A 16236-nucleotide genomic window follows, 5' to 3' on the forward strand; every position below is an offset into this window, starting at 1 on the left:
AACTGTAAACAAGGGTCCGGCGCTACATGCGGGGCCGCTCCGGGTAAGTCAAGCATCGCCCGGCGTCGCAAGCGGTTCACTGGTGATTAGGCGCGCTTCGATGACGACAAAAGCCTGCGCCCAGGGATGATCATCAGTCAATGTGACATGGATGATGGCCTCGTGACCCGGGGGAGTCATCTTTGCCAGCCGATCTGCGGCCCAGCCGGTGACATGCATGACCGGCTGGCCGCTGCGCAGATTGGAAACGGCCATGTCTTTCCAGGCGATTCCCATCCGCAACCCGGTGCCGAGTGCCTTGGAGCAGGCCTCCTTGGCAGCCCAGCGTTTGGCATAGGTTCCGGCGACATCCATGCGCCGCTCGGCCTTGCGCTGTTCGATTTCGGTGAAAACACGGTTTTTGAACCGGTCACCAAACCGGTCCAAAGTGCGCTGAATACGCTCGATATTTGCCAAGTCAGTGCCAACGCCCAATATCATGCCCCGATCAAAGGCGATCTGACCGGAACTGGCAAGACCCGTGGGCGTCGGTGGCTGTCCTAGACGCGCGCCTCATCCATCAGGCGGCGCATTTCGGCGATGGCCGGGGTCAACCCTCTGAAGATGGCCTCGCCGATCAGGAAATGGCCGATGTTCAGTTCGCGCACCTCTGGAAAAGCTGCGATCGGTTGCACACAATCATAGGTCAGACCATGGCCCGCGTGAACCTCCAGCCCCAGGGAATGGGCAAAGCTGGACATTTCGCGCAGGGCTGCCAGCTCGGCATCGCGCTTGGCAAAATCGCCCTCGGCATGAGCCTCACAATAGGCACCCGTATGCAGCTCGATCACCTCAGCACCGATGCGATGTGCCGCCTCGATCTGCCGCTGGTCAGCGGCAATGAAGATCGACACCCTGCACCCGGCATCGCGCAACGGCGCGATGTAATGGGCCAGTTTGTTTTCCTCGCGGGCCACTTCCAGCCCCCCCTCGGTCGTGCGTTCTTCCCGCTTTTCCGGCACGATACAAACCGCATGGGGTTTGTGGCGCAGGGCGATCTTCTGCATTTCTTCGGTTGCGGCCATCTCAAAATTCAGAGGCACGCTCAACGCTTCCATCAGCCCGTCGATATCGCGATCGGTGATGTGACGGCGGTCTTCGCGAAGATGGGCGGTGATCCCGTCGGCTCCGGCTTCCTCGGCCAGCTTGGCAGCGCGCACCGGATCAGGTACCTGGCCGCCGCGTGCATTGCGAACGGTGGCCACGTGGTCAATGTTCACGCCAAGCCGCAGGTCTGTGTTGTGCGAGGAAGTCTGTGCCATGGATCGCAGTTCCCAATTGAGTGCCTTTTGCCTGACACTAGGGGTTGCGCTGGCAAGGGCAAGCCCGGAAACCGCCAAATCGCGCAGTTTGGCAGCGGCTTAGCTGCTGCTGTCGTCTGCGGCGTCCAGCGAGGCGCGTTTCTTGATCACGTCGAACTTAGCCTTGATCTTGGTGCGGCGGCGCTGCTGATAGGCGCGGATGACCGGTACACTCAGCACATAGCAGACGGTTGCGGTGATGAGGCCGGGGATCACGCCACCGACGAGATAAGGATAGAACACATCGTGGTAGAACAGGGTCAGCCCCTGCCAATCCGCCGGTCGATCAGTTACCAAAGCGATCAGGTTGTCAAAAAGATCATTCCCGGCGGCCAGAAATTTCCCGACCAGAGACTTGTCGACATCGGCGTCGAACTCTGTCCCAAGGATCCAGTGGCCGGTCTGCAGAGAGGCAACGCCGATCGGCACATAGGTGAGCGGGTTGCCAAAAAACGTGCCGCTGAGGGCGGCGAGGATATTGCCGTTCATCAGCCGCGCGATAATCGCGGCCACAACGAAATGCATCCCGTAGAATGGGGTAAAGGTGGTGAATACCCCCGCCCAGACACCGCGGGCGATCCGCTCCGGCGAATCGGGCAGACGACGCACACGATGCTTCACATAGTGAAACGCGCGCCCCCACCCGCCCCGCGGCCACAGGAAATCGGCAACCGCGCGCAGAGGCGGACGTCTATCACGGCGCCTGAATACCAAAGGTTCGCGTCCTTCCCAAATCCTACTGAACGGCTACCCGAGCTTTGGGCGGCTTTCCGGCACATCGCGGTACCGTGCAACGGCGGCGACATCGCTCTCTGCTTCCAGCATCAACATCAGCGAATGCAACTGCTCTACATCCCGCAGTTCGACATTAATCATCAGCCGGTAAAAGTCTGGTTTCCGATCGACAAATTCAAGGTCGGAGATATTGGCCTTTTTTTCGCCGATCAATGTGCAAATACGTCCCAGGACACCGGCGTCATTGCCAATCGTCAGCTCCAGCGTCACGCCGTAGACTGCGGGGTGGGTCCCACTATGCCAGTGCAGATCGACCCAGCGTTCGGGCTGATCCTCGACCTCTCCCAAAGCGTCGCAATCTGCAGCGTGGACCACAACGCCCCGGCCACGATAGGTGATGCCGATGATACGTTCGCCGGGCAGTGGCTGGCAGCAGGGGGCCCGCTCGAAGCTCTGCCCCGGCTCAAGACCAATCACCGCACGACGCGGCGAAACCTCATCGCTGTTGTCAGCGGCCAGTTCCGGATAGACCGCCTGAACCACATCATGCGCGGTGAGTACCGCAGCCCCCAAACGGGCCAGCAATTCATCGACCGTGCTGACGCGAAGCGCACGGGCCGCCGTCTCCAACGCCTTGTCAGTGGCCTTGCGCCCGACATGTTCAAACGCGGATCGCGCCAACTCGTGGCCCAATTTCACGAACCGGGCGCGGTCAGCCTCGCGCAGGGCACGGCGGATCGCAGTACGCGCCTTGCCGGTGGTTGCAATATCCAGCCAGCTTACCTGCGGGGTCTGGCCCTCAGCAGTGATGATCTCAACCGACTGGCCATTGCGCAGGCGTGTCCAAAGCGGCACGCGGATCGAATCCACCTTGGCCCCGACACAGGCGTGGCCGATGCGGGTGTGAATGGCATAGGCGTAGTCGATCGGAGTAGCGCCCTTTGGGAGCTTGATCACATCGCCTTTGGGAGTGAAGCAGAACACCTGGTCGGAATACATCTCCAGTTTGACGGCTTCGAGGAATTCATCGTGATCCTCCTCCGCATCAAACTGCTCCGTCAGGGACGCAATCCATTTGGCCGGATCAACCGCAAAGGGGTTCTCAGAGCGCACGCCATCGCGGTAGGACCAATGGGCCGCCACACCGGTTTCTGCCACATCGTGCATCTGCCGGGTGCGGATCTGCACCTCTACCCGCTTGCCGTCGCGCCCGGAGACGGTTGCATGGATCGACCGATAGCCGTTGGACTTTGGCTGGCTGATGTAATCCTTGAACCGCCCAGGGACAGCACGCCAACGCTGATGTATGGCGCCCAGGGCCCGGTAACAGTCTTCCTCGCTCGTTGTGATAATGCGGAACCCGTAGATATCGGACAGTCGCGAAAAGCCCTGATCCTTTTCCTGCATCTTGCGCCAGATGGAATAGGGTTTCTTGGCGCGGCCAAAAACTTCGGCTTCGATCCCGGTCTTTTCCAGTTCGGCCCGCATGTCGCCGGTGATCCGATGGATCACATCGCCGGTTTCCCGCTGTAGCGTGACAAAGCGGCGGATAATTGACTGGCGACCTTCTGGATTGAGCACGCGAAAGGCCAGATCCTCCAGCTCCTCGCGCATCCATTGCATCCCCATGCGACCAGCCAGTGGCGCGTAGATATCCATGGTTTCACGGGCTTTCTGGGCCTGTTTCTCCGGGCGCATCGCTTTGATGGTGCGCATGTTGTGCAGACGGTCGGCAAGCTTCACGAGGATAACCCGCAGGTCCTTGGACATTGCCATGAACAGCTTGCGGAAATTTTCTGCCTGTTTGGTTTCGCGGCTGGACAGCTGGAGATTGGTCAGCTTGGTGACACCATCAACAAGCATCGCCACCTCTTTGCCAAAGCGGCTGGCGATTTCGTCGTAAGACGCCTTGGTATCTTCGATGGTGTCGTGCAGCAGCGCCGTGATGATCGTGGCGTCATCCAGCCGCTGCTCTGTCAGGATGGCAGCAACCGCCACGGGATGGGTGAAATAGGCCTCACCCGAATGGCGGAACTGCCCGTCGTGCATCTGTTCGCCGAACGCATAAGCATCAGCGATCCTGTCCGCATTGGTCCTGGGATTGTAGTTGCGGACCAGAGCAATCAGGTCTTCTGGTGAAATCATTTCCGGTCCGCAGCCTCAGCTCATTATGTCTTGCGACGTCTTAACCCTGCCCTTGCGCCTCCATCAGCGCACGCAGCAGTTTCTCTTCCGACATATCATCCGTGGCAGGCTTGTCGCTTTCCGCGCCCATCAGCAGGGCCATCGAGTCATCCTCCGGCTCATCAACCTCGATCTGGGTCTGGTTGCTTTCGATCAGACGCTCACGCAGGGAGTCGGCGCTCTGCGTTTCATCAGCGATCTCACGCAGGGACACGACGGGGTTCTTGTCGTTGTCACGCTCAACCGTGAGCGGCGCACCAGCGGCAATCTCACGAGCGCGATGCGCTGCGAGCATCACCAGCTCAAAGCGGTTGGGAACCTTGTCTACGCAGTCTTCAACCGTCACGCGGGCCATGGGCGACTCTCCAAATCAAAAATAAGTCCAGAAGGGTGACTTCTAAAACCAAAGCTTTCTCTTGACAAGCGCCGAATGGGGCGCATTGGCGGCTCAGACCGGCGAAATCTCGGTCAAATCGGACATTGGCAGCGCCGCACAGAGCTGACGCACGGTCTGACCCAGAATCGGATGGCGCCAATCAGGTGCAACATCGCGCAGCGGCACCAGCACAAAGCCACGATCCTGAAGCCTGGGATGCGGCAACAGCAGCTGGCCCGGCGCCTCTTTCATCTGCAGATCCAGTGGCAGATCCCTCCACCGTTGGAAGGTCGCCACATCCGGACAGACCAGATCGTCATAAGCGACCAGATCCAGATCCAGTGTCCGCATGCCCCAGCGCTGCACACGTCGGCGGGCAAAATCCGCCTCCACCTCATGCAACAGATCCAACAGTTCACGCGGGGGCAGGTTTGTGCCGATCGCAATCGCTGCGTTCACATAGTCAGGACCCGAGCCCGCCGGGAAGCAAGGCGTTTGATAGAAGCGCGAGATTGCCCTCAGGCTGATGTCTGATTCGGACAACTGCCCAACAGCCCCTATGAGGGTATGCTCAACCGACTGTTCGCCGATAGGCAGGTTCCCCCCCATGGCGATAAGCGCCTCTGACCGGAATTCGGTCATTTTTGCCCTCGTTTCTTAATCCCGATACACTTGCGGCAAATGTCAAATAACCTACATTAAGTCCACCCGTTTTAGCGTATTTCAGCATTCACTCACGGAACCTCACTGCTGGGACGGACCTACCGGAAGGACATATTTGATGTTTTACAAGGACGAACGGCTCGCGCTGTTCATCGATGGATCGAACCTATATGCGGCAGCAAAGGCGCTTGGGTTTGACATCGATTACAAGTTGCTCAGGCAGGAATTCATGCGCCGGGGCAAGTTGTTGCGCGCGTTTTACTACACAGCTCTGCTGGAAAATGATGAGTACTCTCCGATCCGGCCATTGGTTGACTGGTTGCATTACAACGGTTTCACCATGGTGACCAAACCAGCCAAGGAATATACCGACAGCATGGGTCGGCGTAAGGTGAAGGGGAATATGGATATCGAGCTGACGGTCGATGCCATGGAACTTGCTCCCCGCGTGGACCATATCGTGCTGTTCTCCGGTGATGGTGATTTCCGCCCGTTGATCGCCAGCCTGCAGCGGCAGGGTGTGCGCGTCTCCGTTGTCTCCACCATCCGCAGCCAGCCGCCAATGATCTCGGACGAGCTGCGCCGACAGGCCGATAATTTCATCGAGTTGGAAGAGTTGAAGGACGTGATCGGCCGCCCTCCCCGCGAACAAAGTGACCCGCGCTCCGTATCAGCCGCCACCGGCTGATACAGATCTGTGGCCTGCCGGAGGCCACCACGACCCAGACATGGCCCGCAGCAGTGATATTCATTGTTTGCGGGCTTTTGCTTGCGCTGTTTTTGGTTTCCTTGTCCCAGGGACCGCCGCTTAATCAATTGCCACGGGGCTGGACCTCGCCGACAGAAAGCCCTAGCTCTGAGCGATAAGGAGACCGCGATGACCAAGCCCCCCCTCACGCTATATCTCGCCGCGCCGCGCGGCTTTTGTGCCGGTGTCGACCGGGCGATCAAGATCGTCGAAATGGCGCTCGAGAAATGGGGGGCGCCTGTCTATGTGCGCCATGAGATCGTGCACAACAAATATGTGGTTGACGGGCTGCGCGACAAAGGGGCCGTCTTCGTTGAAGAGCTGGATGAATGCCCCGATGATCGGCCGGTCATCTTTTCAGCACATGGCGTCCCGAAGTCGATCCCGGCCGAGGCAGACCGGCGCCAGATGATCTATGTCGATGCCACATGCCCGCTGGTGTCGAAGGTTCATATCGAGGCGCAGCGTCATGCGGAAAACGGGCTCCAGATGATCATGATCGGTCACAAGGGACATCCTGAAACCATTGGCACCATGGGACAGCTGCCCGAGGGAGAAGTGCTGCTGGTGGAAACCCCGGATGATGCCACCACAGTGACGGTTCGCGATCCTGACAATCTCGCTTATGTCACCCAGACGACCCTGTCGGTCGATGACACCAAGGATATTGTTGCAGCACTTCAGGCTCGGTTTCCGAATATTGTCGGCCCTCACAAGGAAGACATCTGCTATGCTACCACCAACCGCCAGGAGGCCGTCAAGGAAGTCGCCCCGAAGGCAGATGCCCTATTGGTTGTCGGCGCTCCCAATTCATCGAACTCACGACGGTTGGTCGAAGTTGGCGCCAAGGCGGGATGCCAATATGCACAGCTGGTACAACGGGCCGAAAACATTGATTGGCGCGCGCTTGAGGGAATTTCCTCGGTCGCGATCACCGCTGGTGCCTCTGCGCCCGAGCTCTTGGTGAACGAAGTCATTGATGCCTTCCGCGAGCGGTTCGAGGTAAAAGTCGAGCTGGTGGAAACCGCGATTGAACGGGTTGAGTTCAAAGTTCCCCGGGTTCTGCGGGAAACAGCCTGAGGTGGCTTGTCCCCTGCAAACGATAATGACGTAGCCGCTTTGCCGGTCTGCGGATTTCTTTGTCTTGCAACTGACCGGCAGCCGATTACCCTTGGCCTGAACCACCTTGTCTATCATAAGGAGCTGGTCAATTGATTTCACTGCAATTTCTGGTCACCGCATTTGTCGTCGTCCTCGCGCCAGGGACCGGTGTGCTCTACACGCTGGCGCTTGGTCTTGGTCAGGGGCGGCGTGCAGCGATTTGGGCAGCGGTCGGCTGCACCTTTGGCATCGTGCCCCATCTTGTGGCTGCGACACTGGGGCTGGCTGCGGTTCTGCACACCTCGGCGGTGCTGTTTCAGGCGGTGAAGATTGCGGGCGTTCTGTATCTTCTGTATCTGGCCTGGCAAATGCTTAAAACTGACGGCGCGCTGTCATTGTCCGGCGCGCCTGCTGCTCCGGATCATGGTCTAAGGATCGCCAAGCGCGGCGCCCTGATCAACATCCTGAACCCAAAACTTTCGGTGTTTTTTCTGGCGCTTCTCCCGCCGTTCCTGTCAGGCGCGGCCGCAACAGCGACACAGGAGATGGTCGTGCTCGGCTTGATTTTCATGGCCATGACTTTTGGTGTCTTTCTGCTCTACGGGCTCTTTGCAGCGCAGGCGCGAAGCTTGATCCTGGGGTCGGACACCGTGGTCAAATGGCTGAACCGCAGCTTTGCTGCGCTGTTTGCCGCGCTGGCGGCCCGATTGGCGATGGAACGGGCATGAGCAGGATACCACCGGCACCGCTGGTCTTGGGGCTAGCCGGGCTGATCCCATTCGTCTGGGGAGCACTCACCACGCAGATCCCGGCGTTGCAGGTCTGGGGTGCCAGCCATCTTGGGGCGCGGTTTGTCGGCCCATATGTGCAGCTGTTCTATGGCTCTGTGATCCTCAGCTTCATGTCCGGCGTGCTCTGGGGATTTGCGACCAAGACATCGGGTATGCAGGCGGCAACTGGTTATGCCCTGTCGGTGCTACCAGCGCTTTGGGCATTTTTCATGACCGGCGGTGGACCGACCAGCGCGGGCATAAACCTGATCTACGGCTTTGCCGGCCTGTTGCTGCTGGATTATGCCTTTTACGTCTGGCGTCTGACCCCATCATGGTGGATGCAGCTGCGCCTTCTGCTGACCGGCATCGTGGTCGCCAGCCTCGCCGTCGGTGTCTACCTGTGAGCGGGCCTGACCGCGAGACACTGGAGATCTACAACAACAAGGCTGCGGATTATGCTGACCGGAACCAGACACACCTGCGAGAAGACCCACGCCTGCACGAGTTCATCGCTGCCTGCCCGCCGAACGCACGGGTGCTGGATCTGGGCTGCGGTCCCGGCACCTCCAGCGCGGTTATGGCCGCAGCCGGGTTGCGCCCTGTGGCGATGGATGCTTCCGTGGAAATGATCGCACTGGCGGAACATATGCCGGGTGTTGAGACGTGTCTCGCTAGTTTTGATGAGCTGTCGGGGTGCGACATCTATGATGGCATCTGGGCCAATTTCAGTCTGCTACATGCGCCGCGTGCCGATTTTCCGCGTCACCTGAGGGCCATCCGGCTGGCGCTGCGGTCAGGTCGGCCCTTTTACATCGCGCTAAAGCTCGGTAAGGGCGAGGCCCGCGATGCCCTTGGGCGATATTATACCTACTACGAGGAAGACGAATTGATCGATCTATTGCGCACTGCTGGGTTCACCCCGGACAACCGCACCACCGGCGAAAACGCAGGGCTGGACGGCGCCATGGCGCGCTGGATTTCGGTGGCCTGTCATGGCTGATCTCTTCGCCTACACGGATGGCGCCTGCTCCGGCAATCCTGGCCCGGGTGGCTGGGGGGTTTTGCTGCGCGCAATGGACGGCGACACTGTTGTCAAGGAAAAGGAACTGCAGGGCGGCGAAGCCGAGACCACCAACAACCGGATGGAACTGCTGGCAGCGATCAATGCCCTGGAAAGCCTGGCGCGCCCCTCTACCCTCACCGTGGTGACCGATTCAGCCTACGTCAAAAACGGTGTCACCGGCTGGATCCACGGCTGGAAACGAAATGGCTGGAAGACCGCGTCAAAGAAACCCGTGAAAAACGTTGAGCTGTGGCAACGTCTGGACGAGGCGCAGCGCCGTCACACGGTCACGTGGGAATGGGTCAAAGGCCACGCAGGCCATCCCGAGAACGAACGCGCCGATGAACTTGCGCGTGCAGGCATGGCCCCGTTCAAGACTGGCAAAGCAAAGGCATGACCATCCTTACCCTTCTGGACTATGCGTCCGTTCTGGTCTTTGCGGCCTCCGGCGCCCTGGTGGCCAGCCGGGCACAGCTCGACATTGTCGGCTTTGCTTTCGTGGCCTGCCTGACCGCCGTCGGCGGAGGGACGGTGCGGGATCTTTTGCTGGATCGCAACCCAGTGTTCTGGATCGGCGATTCTACGATAATCCTGTTGGCGGCGGTGACTGCGGTGATTGTCTTCTTCACCGCCCATTTGGTGGAAAGTCGGCTGCGCTGGATTGTCTGGCTCGACAGTTTTGCACTGGCAATCGCAGTTTCGGCGGGCACCGGCGCTGCCTTGCTAACCGGCCAGACGCCGGTGATCGTTGTGCTGATGGGCATGGCAACAGGCACCCTGGGCGGGTTGATGCGTGATGTGGTCTGCAATGAAGTGCCGCTGGTGCTGAAACAGGGCGAGCTCTATATCTCATGCGCCATGGCAGGCGCGATTACGGCGGTGGTCAGCATGGCATTTGGCCTGCCGACCCGCTGGGCGCTTGTGGCCTGCGCGGTGGTCTGCTGGGTTTTGCGGGCGGGCTCAATCGCGTTTGGCTGGCATCTGCCAGTTTATCGTTCACGCCCGCCGCGCAGCTGAGCAACAGTCGGCAGGCAGGTTCAGCGGCGCCAGTGAAACGGCACGATGATCAACGCGCCGACGGATGCGGCAATGGCGTTCCAACCCGGTGCGCGAAAGCCGACGCCAAACATGATCACCACAAAATGGAACAGGAACGCGCCGCCAACGCAGATGATGATCGACGAGAGATACCCATTGTGGGTAAAATCGGTGCGCTCCGCCAGGTAGCCGACGATCCCGGCAATAACGACGCTGCCGAACAGGGCCAGAAACATATCCGCCTCCCTTTAAAGCTGTGTGCCGCGGGCTACGGGAAAGCCACGCAGGAAAATCTCGCGTTCCTGTGCTCCCTTGCCTGCCCGCTGCAATCGCAACAGCTCAACCGCGCCCTCACCACAGGCAACCCGCAGCGCATCGTCCAGAACGATTCCCGCCGCGCCGGCCCCGTCGACAACGCGGGATGCCAACAGCTTTACGCGCTGACCCTCAATCTCGCACCAGGCACCGGGAAACGGAGACAACCCGCGGATCGTCCGATCAACCTCCACCGCGGAGCGTTGCCAGTCGATGCGGGCTTCGGCCTTGTCGATCTTATGGGCATAGGTCACGCCCGCGTCCGGCTGCACCTCAGGTGTCAGGTCAGACAGCCCGTCCAGGGCACGGACGATCAGGTCTGCCCCCATTTCCGACAGCCGATCATGGAGCTGGGCGGTGGTTTCCTCCGGGCCAATCTCGGTCGCTTCGCGCAGCAGGACCGGGCCGGTGTCAAGCCCCGCCTCCATCTGCATGATGCAGACGCCAGTTTGACTGTCGCCCGCCATGATGGCTCGGTGAATGGGTGCCGCTCCGCGCCAACGCGGCAGCAGGCTCGCGTGGATATTGAGGCAGCCGTGTCTGGGCGCATCCAGCACCGCCTGTGGCAGGATCAAACCATAGGCCACGACCACCGCGACATCCGCCCGTAGATCCGCGAATTCGGCCTGCTGCTCGGCCCCTTTGAGGCTGACCGGGTGACGGACATCAAGACCCAGTTCAATCGCGCGGGCATGAACCGGCGTTGGTCGATCCTTCTTGCCGCGCCCGGCCGGACGGGGCGGTTGGCAGTAGACCGCAGCAATCTCATGACCCGCGTCAACCAGCGCATCCAGTACCGGAACCGAAAACTCCGGCGTCCCCATGAAAACAATACGCATCCGCTGCCCCTTACTCTCAATCCATTCGCCTGAAACAGGCCCCGAACCGCGGGTTTGTCCCCGCACGTGTCTCAGCCATTCAGCTTCTTCGCCTTGCGGATCAGCATATCGCGTTTCACCTTCGACAGCCGGTCAAAATACATACGGCCATTCAGGTGATCGATCTGATGTTGCACGCTGGTGGCCTCGATCCCGACGAAATCCCGTTCGACCACCGCGCCGGTTTCATCCATATATCGCACGGTCACCGCGCGCGGTCGTTTGATTTTGGCCGAGACGCCGGGGAGGTTGGGACTGGCCTCCTCATGTTCCCGCAGCGCGACCGAAGCATGCAGGATTTCGGGATTCGCCAGCCGGACAGCGCGCCCTCGTTCGCTGGAGCCGTCGACAACTGCCAGTCGCTGCAGGACGCCGATCTGGTTTGCGGCCAAGCCAACACCGGGCATTGCCTCCATCGTGTCGATCATATCCTGCCAGAGGGTCAGCGTATCCTCGGTGATTTCACTCACGTCCTCGGCGCGGCTGCGCAAATGCTTGTCGGGCCAGGGCAGGCAGGGGCGCACGGTCATCGGGGTGTCTCCAGATTAGTTTCATAGGTGGCAAGGGCCGCATCGCGCGCCTCTGGGTCCACCCGGTCAAAAGTGACACGACCATCAAGATGATCGTATTCATGCTGCACGCAAGCCGCAGCAAACCCGTGAAACCGGCGCTGATGGCGCACGCCCTCCATGTCGGTCCAACCGAGATCTACCCAGGCTGGGCGCGTCACATCGAGACTGAGGCCCCTGATCGACAGGCACCCCTCGGTGCGTGTCGCCATCTCATCGGAAAGGGCGATGATCTCTGGGTTCAGGCAGACCAGCGGGTCGCGCGTGCCTTCCTTCCAGGTCGTATCCATAACAAATACCCGTGCCAGAACACCGACCTGGGGCGCGGCCAGTCCACGACCCGGCGCGGCATACATGGTATCGAGCATATCGCGCACCAGATCCGCAACCTCTGATGGGTCAGTCACCGGCGGAGCTGGGGTGCTCAGCACCGGGTCGGGCCAAGCCCTGATCTGGAGAACCGTCATCTTGTCCACCTTTCCGGGTCAAAGCAGCCGACGTACGCCATCTCGTCCACAGACGGAGCCACCCGCCCAACGTCAGCTACCGCGTCCGCGCTCGCGCTTCAGTTTCTGCATTTTCCGTGTGATCATCTGCCGTTTCAGCGGTTTCAGGTAATCAATGAACAGCTTACCGTTCAAATGGTCGATCTCATGCTGGACGCAGGTCGCCCAAAGACCATCAAAGGTTTCCCGCTGGGGATTGCCGTTGCGATCGATCCATTCGACGTCAACCACCTTGGGGCGTGTCACCTCGGCGTATTGATCGGGAATGGACAGGCAGCCTTCCTCATAGACATTGATGTCATCCGATGCTGCAACCACTTCTGGGTTGAACATGACCAGAGGGCGGGCCGGGCCATCCTCTTCCTTGACACAATCCAGCACGATAAGGCGGTCCAGCACGCCGATCTGCGGCGCTGCAAGGCCGATACCCGGCGCAGCATACATGGTTTCCAGCATGTCGTCGGCCAGCGTGCGCAATGCGTCCGAAAGGTCGGGAACAGCTGCACATACCTTCTTGAGGCGGGGATCAGGATGGATCAGGATCGGTCGTTTCATGCCGCTGATTTAGGCCATTGACGCCCGCCCTGCAACGGCCCCCTTGCGTGTCGCTGGATTGCCGTTAGCTTCGCCCCTGAACAACGGGAGTTCAGACATGGATTTTGACAAGATCATTGACCGCCGGAATACACATTGCATCAAATGGGACATGATGGAGGATCTCTATGGCGTGCCACGAGACAAAGGTCTGTCGATGTGGGTGGCCGATATGGATTTCGCAGTGCCATCGGTCGTGACCGACAAGATGCGGGAAATGGCCGACCATGGTGTCTATGGCTATGTGAATTGCGACAGCCCCTACCGGTCCGCAATCTGCTGGTGGATGCAGAACCGTCACGGTTGGTCGGTCGACCCCGACGCGATTTTCACGACAACCGGTCTAGTGAACGGCGTCGGTATGTGTCTGGATACCTATACGCAAACGGGTGACGGCATTGTGCTGTTCACGCCAGTCTATCACGCCTTCGCCAAGGTTATTCGCAACGCCGGACGTGAGGTGGTCGAATGCGAACTTGCCGTCAACGATGGGCGCTACGAAATGGATTTTGCGGCCTATGATGCGCAGATGACCGGTTCGGAAAAGATGGTCATCCTCTGCTCTCCCCATAACCCGGTCGGCCGTGTCTGGACCCAGGATGAACTGCGCGGCGTTGCCGATTTTGCCAAGCGGCACGATCTGATCCTGCTCTCCGATGAGATTCATCACGATCTGGTATTCGACGGTGCAACTCATATCCCGATGCAAAACGCGGCACCGGATATCACCGATCGCCTGTTGATGCTGACCGCGCCGTCCAAGACGTTCAACTTTGCCGGTATGCACACCGGCCAGGTCATCATTCCCGATCCCGATCTGCGCGCAAAATTCTCCCGCCGGATGCTGGCGCTGGCGTTGTCGCCGAACTCTCCCGGCCAATGGGCAACGGCTGCCGCCTACTCTCCGGAAGGCGCCGCCTGGGTGGATGAACTGGTGCCCTATCTGGACCGCAACCGGCAGATCTTCGATGCCGCCGTGAACGAGATCCCCGGTCTACATTCAACCCGGCTGGAAGCGACCTATCTGGCCTGGGTCGATTTCTCCGGCACTGGCATGAGCCGCGAGGAGTTCACCGCACGGGTTGAAAACGACGCGAAGATTGCTGCCAACCACGGGCCAAGTTTTGGAACTGGTGGCGGCAGCTTCCTGCGGTTCAACCTAGGCACCCAGCGCGCACGGGTCGAAGAGGCCTGCGAGCGTCTGCGCAGGGCATTCGCCGACCTTCAATAATGCCGGGTGGAAAATCGGTCTCGCTCAGATACGCGAGACCGAGGAGAAAAAAACTGGGGCTCTATTTAAGGCCCCCGTTTTCCAATCAAATATCAATATACCCAAGCAAATTCGCCCGGCTCAGAGCCGCAGGTCATCCTGTGCAATCAGCCCCACCGGCGCGTCCGGAGCACGGTAGAAATCCAATGGTGCCTTGTCCGAGGCCGGTGTTGCGCGTTTGAACTCATACCGCATTTCGCCGCCCTCCTCATCAGAGGCAACGATCAGGCATTGGGACAGATGCCGACTGCCGTCAAACAGATCAACCAGGCCCCGCAGCTGCGGTGCATCTGCTGCCTCGATCGAAAAGCCGTCTTTCCACATGCGCAAGACCGGAAACATGTGATCGTCTACAGACACGCGCAGGCGGCTCTTGCGTTTCATTCCATCCAGCCGCGCGGCATCCAGCGCGTCCAGCACAGACTTCGGAACAAATGTCGTCATCGCAGTGACCTTTCGATCTGGCAAACGCTGGCGTCATCGCATGGCGATAATTGTTCCAGCGCGAGCGGGCGTTTTGCCCGGTTCACCACAAGTGTGAACTTGGAAAGGATAAAATCAAGTGAACTTTTTGAGTCATTTCCACATCTTGCGCGCAGCACCACTTTTGATCTGCGCGTTGCAGGCTGGATACGCCCCTTGTCGCAGCTGTGCACTGGCGCAGGGATGATGCGCGTAAACTGCGATGGGCGCGCGCCCCCGCTCAACCTAGGTTACCTCTCGACATATGTATTCACAGCATACAGGAGACGGTGATGGGCCTCTTGATTGATGGCGTCTGGCACGACCAATGGTACGACACAGCATCAACCGGTGGCGCGTTCAAACGCTCGCAGGCCCAATTTCGAAACTGGATCACCAAAGATGGTCTGGCCGGGCCAACCGGCAAAGGAGGCTTTGCCGCGGAGAGCGGGCGTTATCATCTCTATGTCTCGCTGGCCTGTCCATGGGCGCATCGTGCGCTCATCTTCCGCCAGCTCAAAGGGCTGGCAGATCATATCAGCGTTTCGGTCGTACACCCGGATATGCTGAACTCAGGGTGGAGTTTTGCCAAGGACGACCATGGCGCGACGGGTGACACGCTGTTCGGGAATGATCATCTCCACCAGATATACACCCGCGCCGACCCACAGTATTCCGGTCGGGTCACCGTGCCAATCCTCTGGGACAAAACGCAAAATACCATCGTTTCCAATGAAAGCGCCGACATCATCCGCATGTTCAACAGCGCCTTCGACGGCATCAGCCACAATGATGATGACTACTGGCCCGAAGAACTGCGCGAACCGATCGAAGCCGTGAACAATCGGGTCTATTCCACCCTGAACAATGGGGTTTACAAATGCGGGTTTGCCACCACGCAGGAGGCCTATGACGCCGCTGTTGAGCCGCTGTTCGAGACCCTCGACTGGCTGGAAGACATCCTGTCCGAACATCGTTTCCTGCTTGGCGACGTGTTGACCGAGGCAGACTGGCGGCTGTTCACCACCCTTGTCCGTTTTGATCCGGTCTATCACCTGCATTTCAAATGCAATCGGCGACGGCTGATCGATTATCCGAATCTCTGGGCCTATACTCGCGCGCTGTATCAATGGCCGGGCGTGGCTGGCACCGTCGGAATGGATCACATTGTGCGCCACTATCATTACAGCCATGAGACCATCAACCCGCATCGGATCATCCCGATCAACCCGCAGATCGACTGGATGGCGCATCACGGCCGCGGCTGACCTGCCAGCCTGCCACTGTCGCATGGTTGCTGCCGTGCCTGCCTGCAACCGCGCATTCGTGGTACGCCGAATGCGCGGGCTACAATCCTCACGTGGTTCCCGGATTGTCGCCCATGGATGTTCCTTGCCGCTGTGATCGGCGATCACAACCGTCGATGCGGGAATCGGCAGTTGCTCCCGGACAGCCGGTTTCCGGCAAACGAGATATTACGTCCCTATTGTCGGGTATTCGCCAAGCACACCCATAGCCAGATTTTCCGCGCCGCAATCTCCCCGAGATTAGCGAATTGTTGATTGCATGGGGCTATGGTTGCTTTCTCGTCATTGCTGCTCCATACGGCGGTATTGGGTCA

General features: G+C 59.5%; 21 protein-coding genes. 9 read left to right on the forward strand and 12 right to left on the reverse strand.

Annotated features, from left to right (window positions below; genetic code table 11):
- Positions 1–48: 48 nt before the first annotated feature.
- From acpS to folK, 6 genes are all read right to left on the reverse strand, one after another.
- Complete coding sequence (gene acpS, locus VWY34_RS04330; RefSeq protein ID WP_340546543.1) at positions 49–480, reverse strand: holo-ACP synthase; 432 nt, start codon at positions 478–480, stop codon at positions 49–51.
- A 59-nt stretch (positions 481–539) separates the two neighbouring features.
- Positions 540–1301: a pyridoxine 5'-phosphate synthase gene (locus VWY34_RS04335; RefSeq protein ID WP_416538338.1), complete on the reverse strand. Its 762-nt coding sequence runs from the start codon at positions 1299–1301 to the stop codon at positions 540–542.
- Between the two features lie 99 nt (positions 1302–1400).
- Positions 1401–2054, reverse strand: a complete 654-nt coding sequence (locus tag VWY34_RS04340) for a DUF2062 domain-containing protein (RefSeq protein WP_340546541.1) — start codon at positions 2052–2054, stop codon at positions 1401–1403.
- Between the two features lie 33 nt (positions 2055–2087).
- On the reverse strand, positions 2088–4220 hold the full coding sequence (locus VWY34_RS04345; protein WP_340546540.1) for a RelA/SpoT family protein: 2133 nt from the start codon (positions 4218–4220) through the stop codon (positions 2088–2090).
- Between the two features lie 40 nt (positions 4221–4260).
- The gene (gene rpoZ, locus VWY34_RS04350; RefSeq protein WP_061049565.1) at positions 4261–4614 is read right to left on the reverse strand and encodes a DNA-directed RNA polymerase subunit omega; all 354 of its coding nucleotides are present in this window, start codon (positions 4612–4614) and stop codon (positions 4261–4263) included.
- A gap of 93 nt (positions 4615–4707) precedes the next feature.
- Positions 4708–5277, reverse strand: a complete 570-nt coding sequence (folK, locus tag VWY34_RS04355) for a 2-amino-4-hydroxy-6-hydroxymethyldihydropteridine diphosphokinase (RefSeq protein ID WP_416544482.1) — start codon at positions 5275–5277, stop codon at positions 4708–4710.
- Between the two features lie 139 nt (positions 5278–5416).
- Between folK and VWY34_RS04360 the strand changes: the two genes are divergently transcribed.
- From VWY34_RS04360 to VWY34_RS04390, 7 genes are all read left to right on the forward strand, one after another.
- On the forward strand, positions 5417–5986 hold the full coding sequence (locus VWY34_RS04360; RefSeq protein ID WP_340546538.1) for an NYN domain-containing protein: 570 nt from the start codon (positions 5417–5419) through the stop codon (positions 5984–5986).
- A gap of 189 nt (positions 5987–6175) precedes the next feature.
- Positions 6176–7126 carry a 4-hydroxy-3-methylbut-2-enyl diphosphate reductase gene (gene ispH / locus VWY34_RS04365; RefSeq protein WP_416544483.1) on the forward strand — a complete coding sequence of 317 codons (951 nt, stop codon included), beginning with the start codon at positions 6176–6178 and terminating at the stop codon, positions 7124–7126.
- Positions 7127–7257: 131 nt separating this feature from the next.
- Positions 7258–7875 (forward strand): LysE family translocator, encoded by a 618-nt coding sequence (locus tag VWY34_RS04370; protein ID WP_416544484.1) that lies wholly within the window; start codon positions 7258–7260, stop codon positions 7873–7875.
- Complete coding sequence (locus tag VWY34_RS04375; protein WP_340546535.1) at positions 7872–8324, forward strand: DUF3429 domain-containing protein; 453 nt, start codon at positions 7872–7874, stop codon at positions 8322–8324. Before VWY34_RS04370 ends, VWY34_RS04375 begins: the two co-directional genes overlap by 4 nt.
- Positions 8321–8920, forward strand: coding sequence for a class I SAM-dependent DNA methyltransferase (locus VWY34_RS04380; protein ID WP_416544485.1), 600 nt, complete (start codon positions 8321–8323; stop codon positions 8918–8920). The genes VWY34_RS04375 and VWY34_RS04380 overlap by 4 nt, the downstream gene beginning before the upstream one ends.
- Positions 8913–9380 (forward strand): ribonuclease HI, encoded by a 468-nt coding sequence (rnhA, locus tag VWY34_RS04385; RefSeq protein ID WP_340546533.1) that lies wholly within the window; start codon positions 8913–8915, stop codon positions 9378–9380. The genes VWY34_RS04380 and rnhA overlap by 8 nt, the downstream gene beginning before the upstream one ends.
- The gene (locus tag VWY34_RS04390; RefSeq protein ID WP_340546532.1) at positions 9377–10000 is read left to right on the forward strand and encodes a trimeric intracellular cation channel family protein; all 624 of its coding nucleotides are present in this window, start codon (positions 9377–9379) and stop codon (positions 9998–10000) included. Before rnhA ends, VWY34_RS04390 begins: the two co-directional genes overlap by 4 nt.
- Before the next feature lie 20 nt (positions 10001–10020).
- Here VWY34_RS04390 and VWY34_RS04395 read toward each other — a convergent pair whose 3' ends face one another.
- The 5 genes from VWY34_RS04395 to def (VWY34_RS04415) all read right to left on the reverse strand — a co-directional run bounded on the left by VWY34_RS04395 (position 10021) and on the right by def (VWY34_RS04415) (position 12844).
- Positions 10021–10257, reverse strand: a complete 237-nt coding sequence (locus VWY34_RS04395; RefSeq protein ID WP_416544486.1) for a hypothetical protein — start codon at positions 10255–10257, stop codon at positions 10021–10023.
- Between the two features lie 12 nt (positions 10258–10269).
- A complete protein-coding gene (gene fmt / locus VWY34_RS04400) occupies positions 10270–11175 on the reverse strand; it encodes a methionyl-tRNA formyltransferase (RefSeq protein ID WP_416544487.1) in 906 nt (301 codons plus the stop codon).
- 71 nt (positions 11176–11246) lie between these two features.
- A complete protein-coding gene (def, locus tag VWY34_RS04405) occupies positions 11247–11744 on the reverse strand; it encodes a peptide deformylase (protein ID WP_340546529.1) in 498 nt (165 codons plus the stop codon).
- Entirely contained in the window at positions 11741–12250 is a 510-nt protein-coding gene (gene def / locus VWY34_RS04410; protein WP_416544488.1) for a peptide deformylase, read from the reverse strand. The genes def (VWY34_RS04405) and def (VWY34_RS04410) overlap by 4 nt, the downstream gene beginning before the upstream one ends.
- 72 nt (positions 12251–12322) lie before the next feature.
- Positions 12323–12844 carry a peptide deformylase gene (def, locus tag VWY34_RS04415; protein WP_416534653.1) on the reverse strand — a complete coding sequence of 174 codons (522 nt, stop codon included), beginning with the start codon at positions 12842–12844 and terminating at the stop codon, positions 12323–12325.
- A 97-nt stretch (positions 12845–12941) separates the two neighbouring features.
- Here def (VWY34_RS04415) and VWY34_RS04420 point away from each other — a divergent pair, with 97 nt between their 5' ends.
- A complete protein-coding gene (locus tag VWY34_RS04420) occupies positions 12942–14114 on the forward strand; it encodes a MalY/PatB family protein (RefSeq protein ID WP_416544489.1) in 1173 nt (390 codons plus the stop codon).
- Positions 14115–14234: 120 nt separating this feature from the next.
- Here the strand turns inward: VWY34_RS04420 and VWY34_RS04425 are convergent, their stop codons facing one another.
- Positions 14235–14597, reverse strand: coding sequence for a hypothetical protein (locus tag VWY34_RS04425; RefSeq protein ID WP_416544490.1), 363 nt, complete (start codon positions 14595–14597; stop codon positions 14235–14237).
- A 311-nt stretch (positions 14598–14908) separates the two neighbouring features.
- Here VWY34_RS04425 and VWY34_RS04430 point away from each other — a divergent pair, with 311 nt between their 5' ends.
- Positions 14909–15883 (forward strand): glutathione S-transferase family protein, encoded by a 975-nt coding sequence (locus VWY34_RS04430; RefSeq protein ID WP_416544491.1) that lies wholly within the window; start codon positions 14909–14911, stop codon positions 15881–15883.
- Positions 15884–16236 lie beyond the last annotated feature (353 nt).

This window comes from Phaeobacter sp. JH20_02, assembly GCF_048056915.1.
GTDB classification, from domain to species: Bacteria; Pseudomonadota; Alphaproteobacteria; order Rhodobacterales; family Rhodobacteraceae; genus Phaeobacter; species Phaeobacter bryozoorum.

Bases quoted from the DNA above. Each gene is read 5' to 3' on its own strand.
- folK (WP_416544482.1), bottom strand. From the start codon at position 5,277: ATGACCGAATTCCGGTCAGAGGCGCTTATCGCCATGGGGGGGAACCTG.
- def (WP_416534653.1), bottom strand. From the start codon at position 12,844: ATGAAACGACCGATCCTGATCCATCCTGATCCCCGCCTCAAGAAGGTA.
- VWY34_RS04335 (WP_416538338.1), bottom strand. From the start codon at position 1,301: ATGGCACAGACTTCCTCGCACAACACAGACCTGCGGCTTGGCGTGAAC.
- VWY34_RS04375 (WP_340546535.1), top strand. From the start codon at position 7,872: ATGAGCAGGATACCACCGGCACCGCTGGTCTTGGGGCTAGCCGGGCTG.
- VWY34_RS04360 (WP_340546538.1), top strand. From the start codon at position 5,417: ATGTTTTACAAGGACGAACGGCTCGCGCTGTTCATCGATGGATCGAAC.
- rpoZ (WP_061049565.1), bottom strand. From the start codon at position 4,614: ATGGCCCGCGTGACGGTTGAAGACTGCGTAGACAAGGTTCCCAACCGC.
- VWY34_RS04345 (WP_340546540.1), bottom strand. From the start codon at position 4,220: ATGATTTCACCAGAAGACCTGATTGCTCTGGTCCGCAACTACAATCCC.
- VWY34_RS04425 (WP_416544490.1), bottom strand. From the start codon at position 14,597: ATGACGACATTTGTTCCGAAGTCTGTGCTGGACGCGCTGGATGCCGCG.
- VWY34_RS04395 (WP_416544486.1), bottom strand. From the start codon at position 10,257: ATGTTTCTGGCCCTGTTCGGCAGCGTCGTTATTGCCGGGATCGTCGGC.
- def (WP_416544488.1), bottom strand. From the start codon at position 12,250: ATGACGGTTCTCCAGATCAGGGCTTGGCCCGACCCGGTGCTGAGCACC.
- acpS (WP_340546543.1), bottom strand. From the start codon at position 480: ATGATATTGGGCGTTGGCACTGACTTGGCAAATATCGAGCGTATTCAG.
- VWY34_RS04420 (WP_416544489.1), top strand. From the start codon at position 12,942: ATGGATTTTGACAAGATCATTGACCGCCGGAATACACATTGCATCAAA.
- VWY34_RS04390 (WP_340546532.1), top strand. From the start codon at position 9,377: ATGACCATCCTTACCCTTCTGGACTATGCGTCCGTTCTGGTCTTTGCG.
- VWY34_RS04430 (WP_416544491.1), top strand. From the start codon at position 14,909: ATGGGCCTCTTGATTGATGGCGTCTGGCACGACCAATGGTACGACACA.
- rnhA (WP_340546533.1), top strand. From the start codon at position 8,913: ATGGCTGATCTCTTCGCCTACACGGATGGCGCCTGCTCCGGCAATCCT.
- fmt (WP_416544487.1), bottom strand. From the start codon at position 11,175: ATGCGTATTGTTTTCATGGGGACGCCGGAGTTTTCGGTTCCGGTACTG.
- ispH (WP_416544483.1), top strand. From the start codon at position 6,176: ATGACCAAGCCCCCCCTCACGCTATATCTCGCCGCGCCGCGCGGCTTT.
- def (WP_340546529.1), bottom strand. From the start codon at position 11,744: ATGACCGTGCGCCCCTGCCTGCCCTGGCCCGACAAGCATTTGCGCAGC.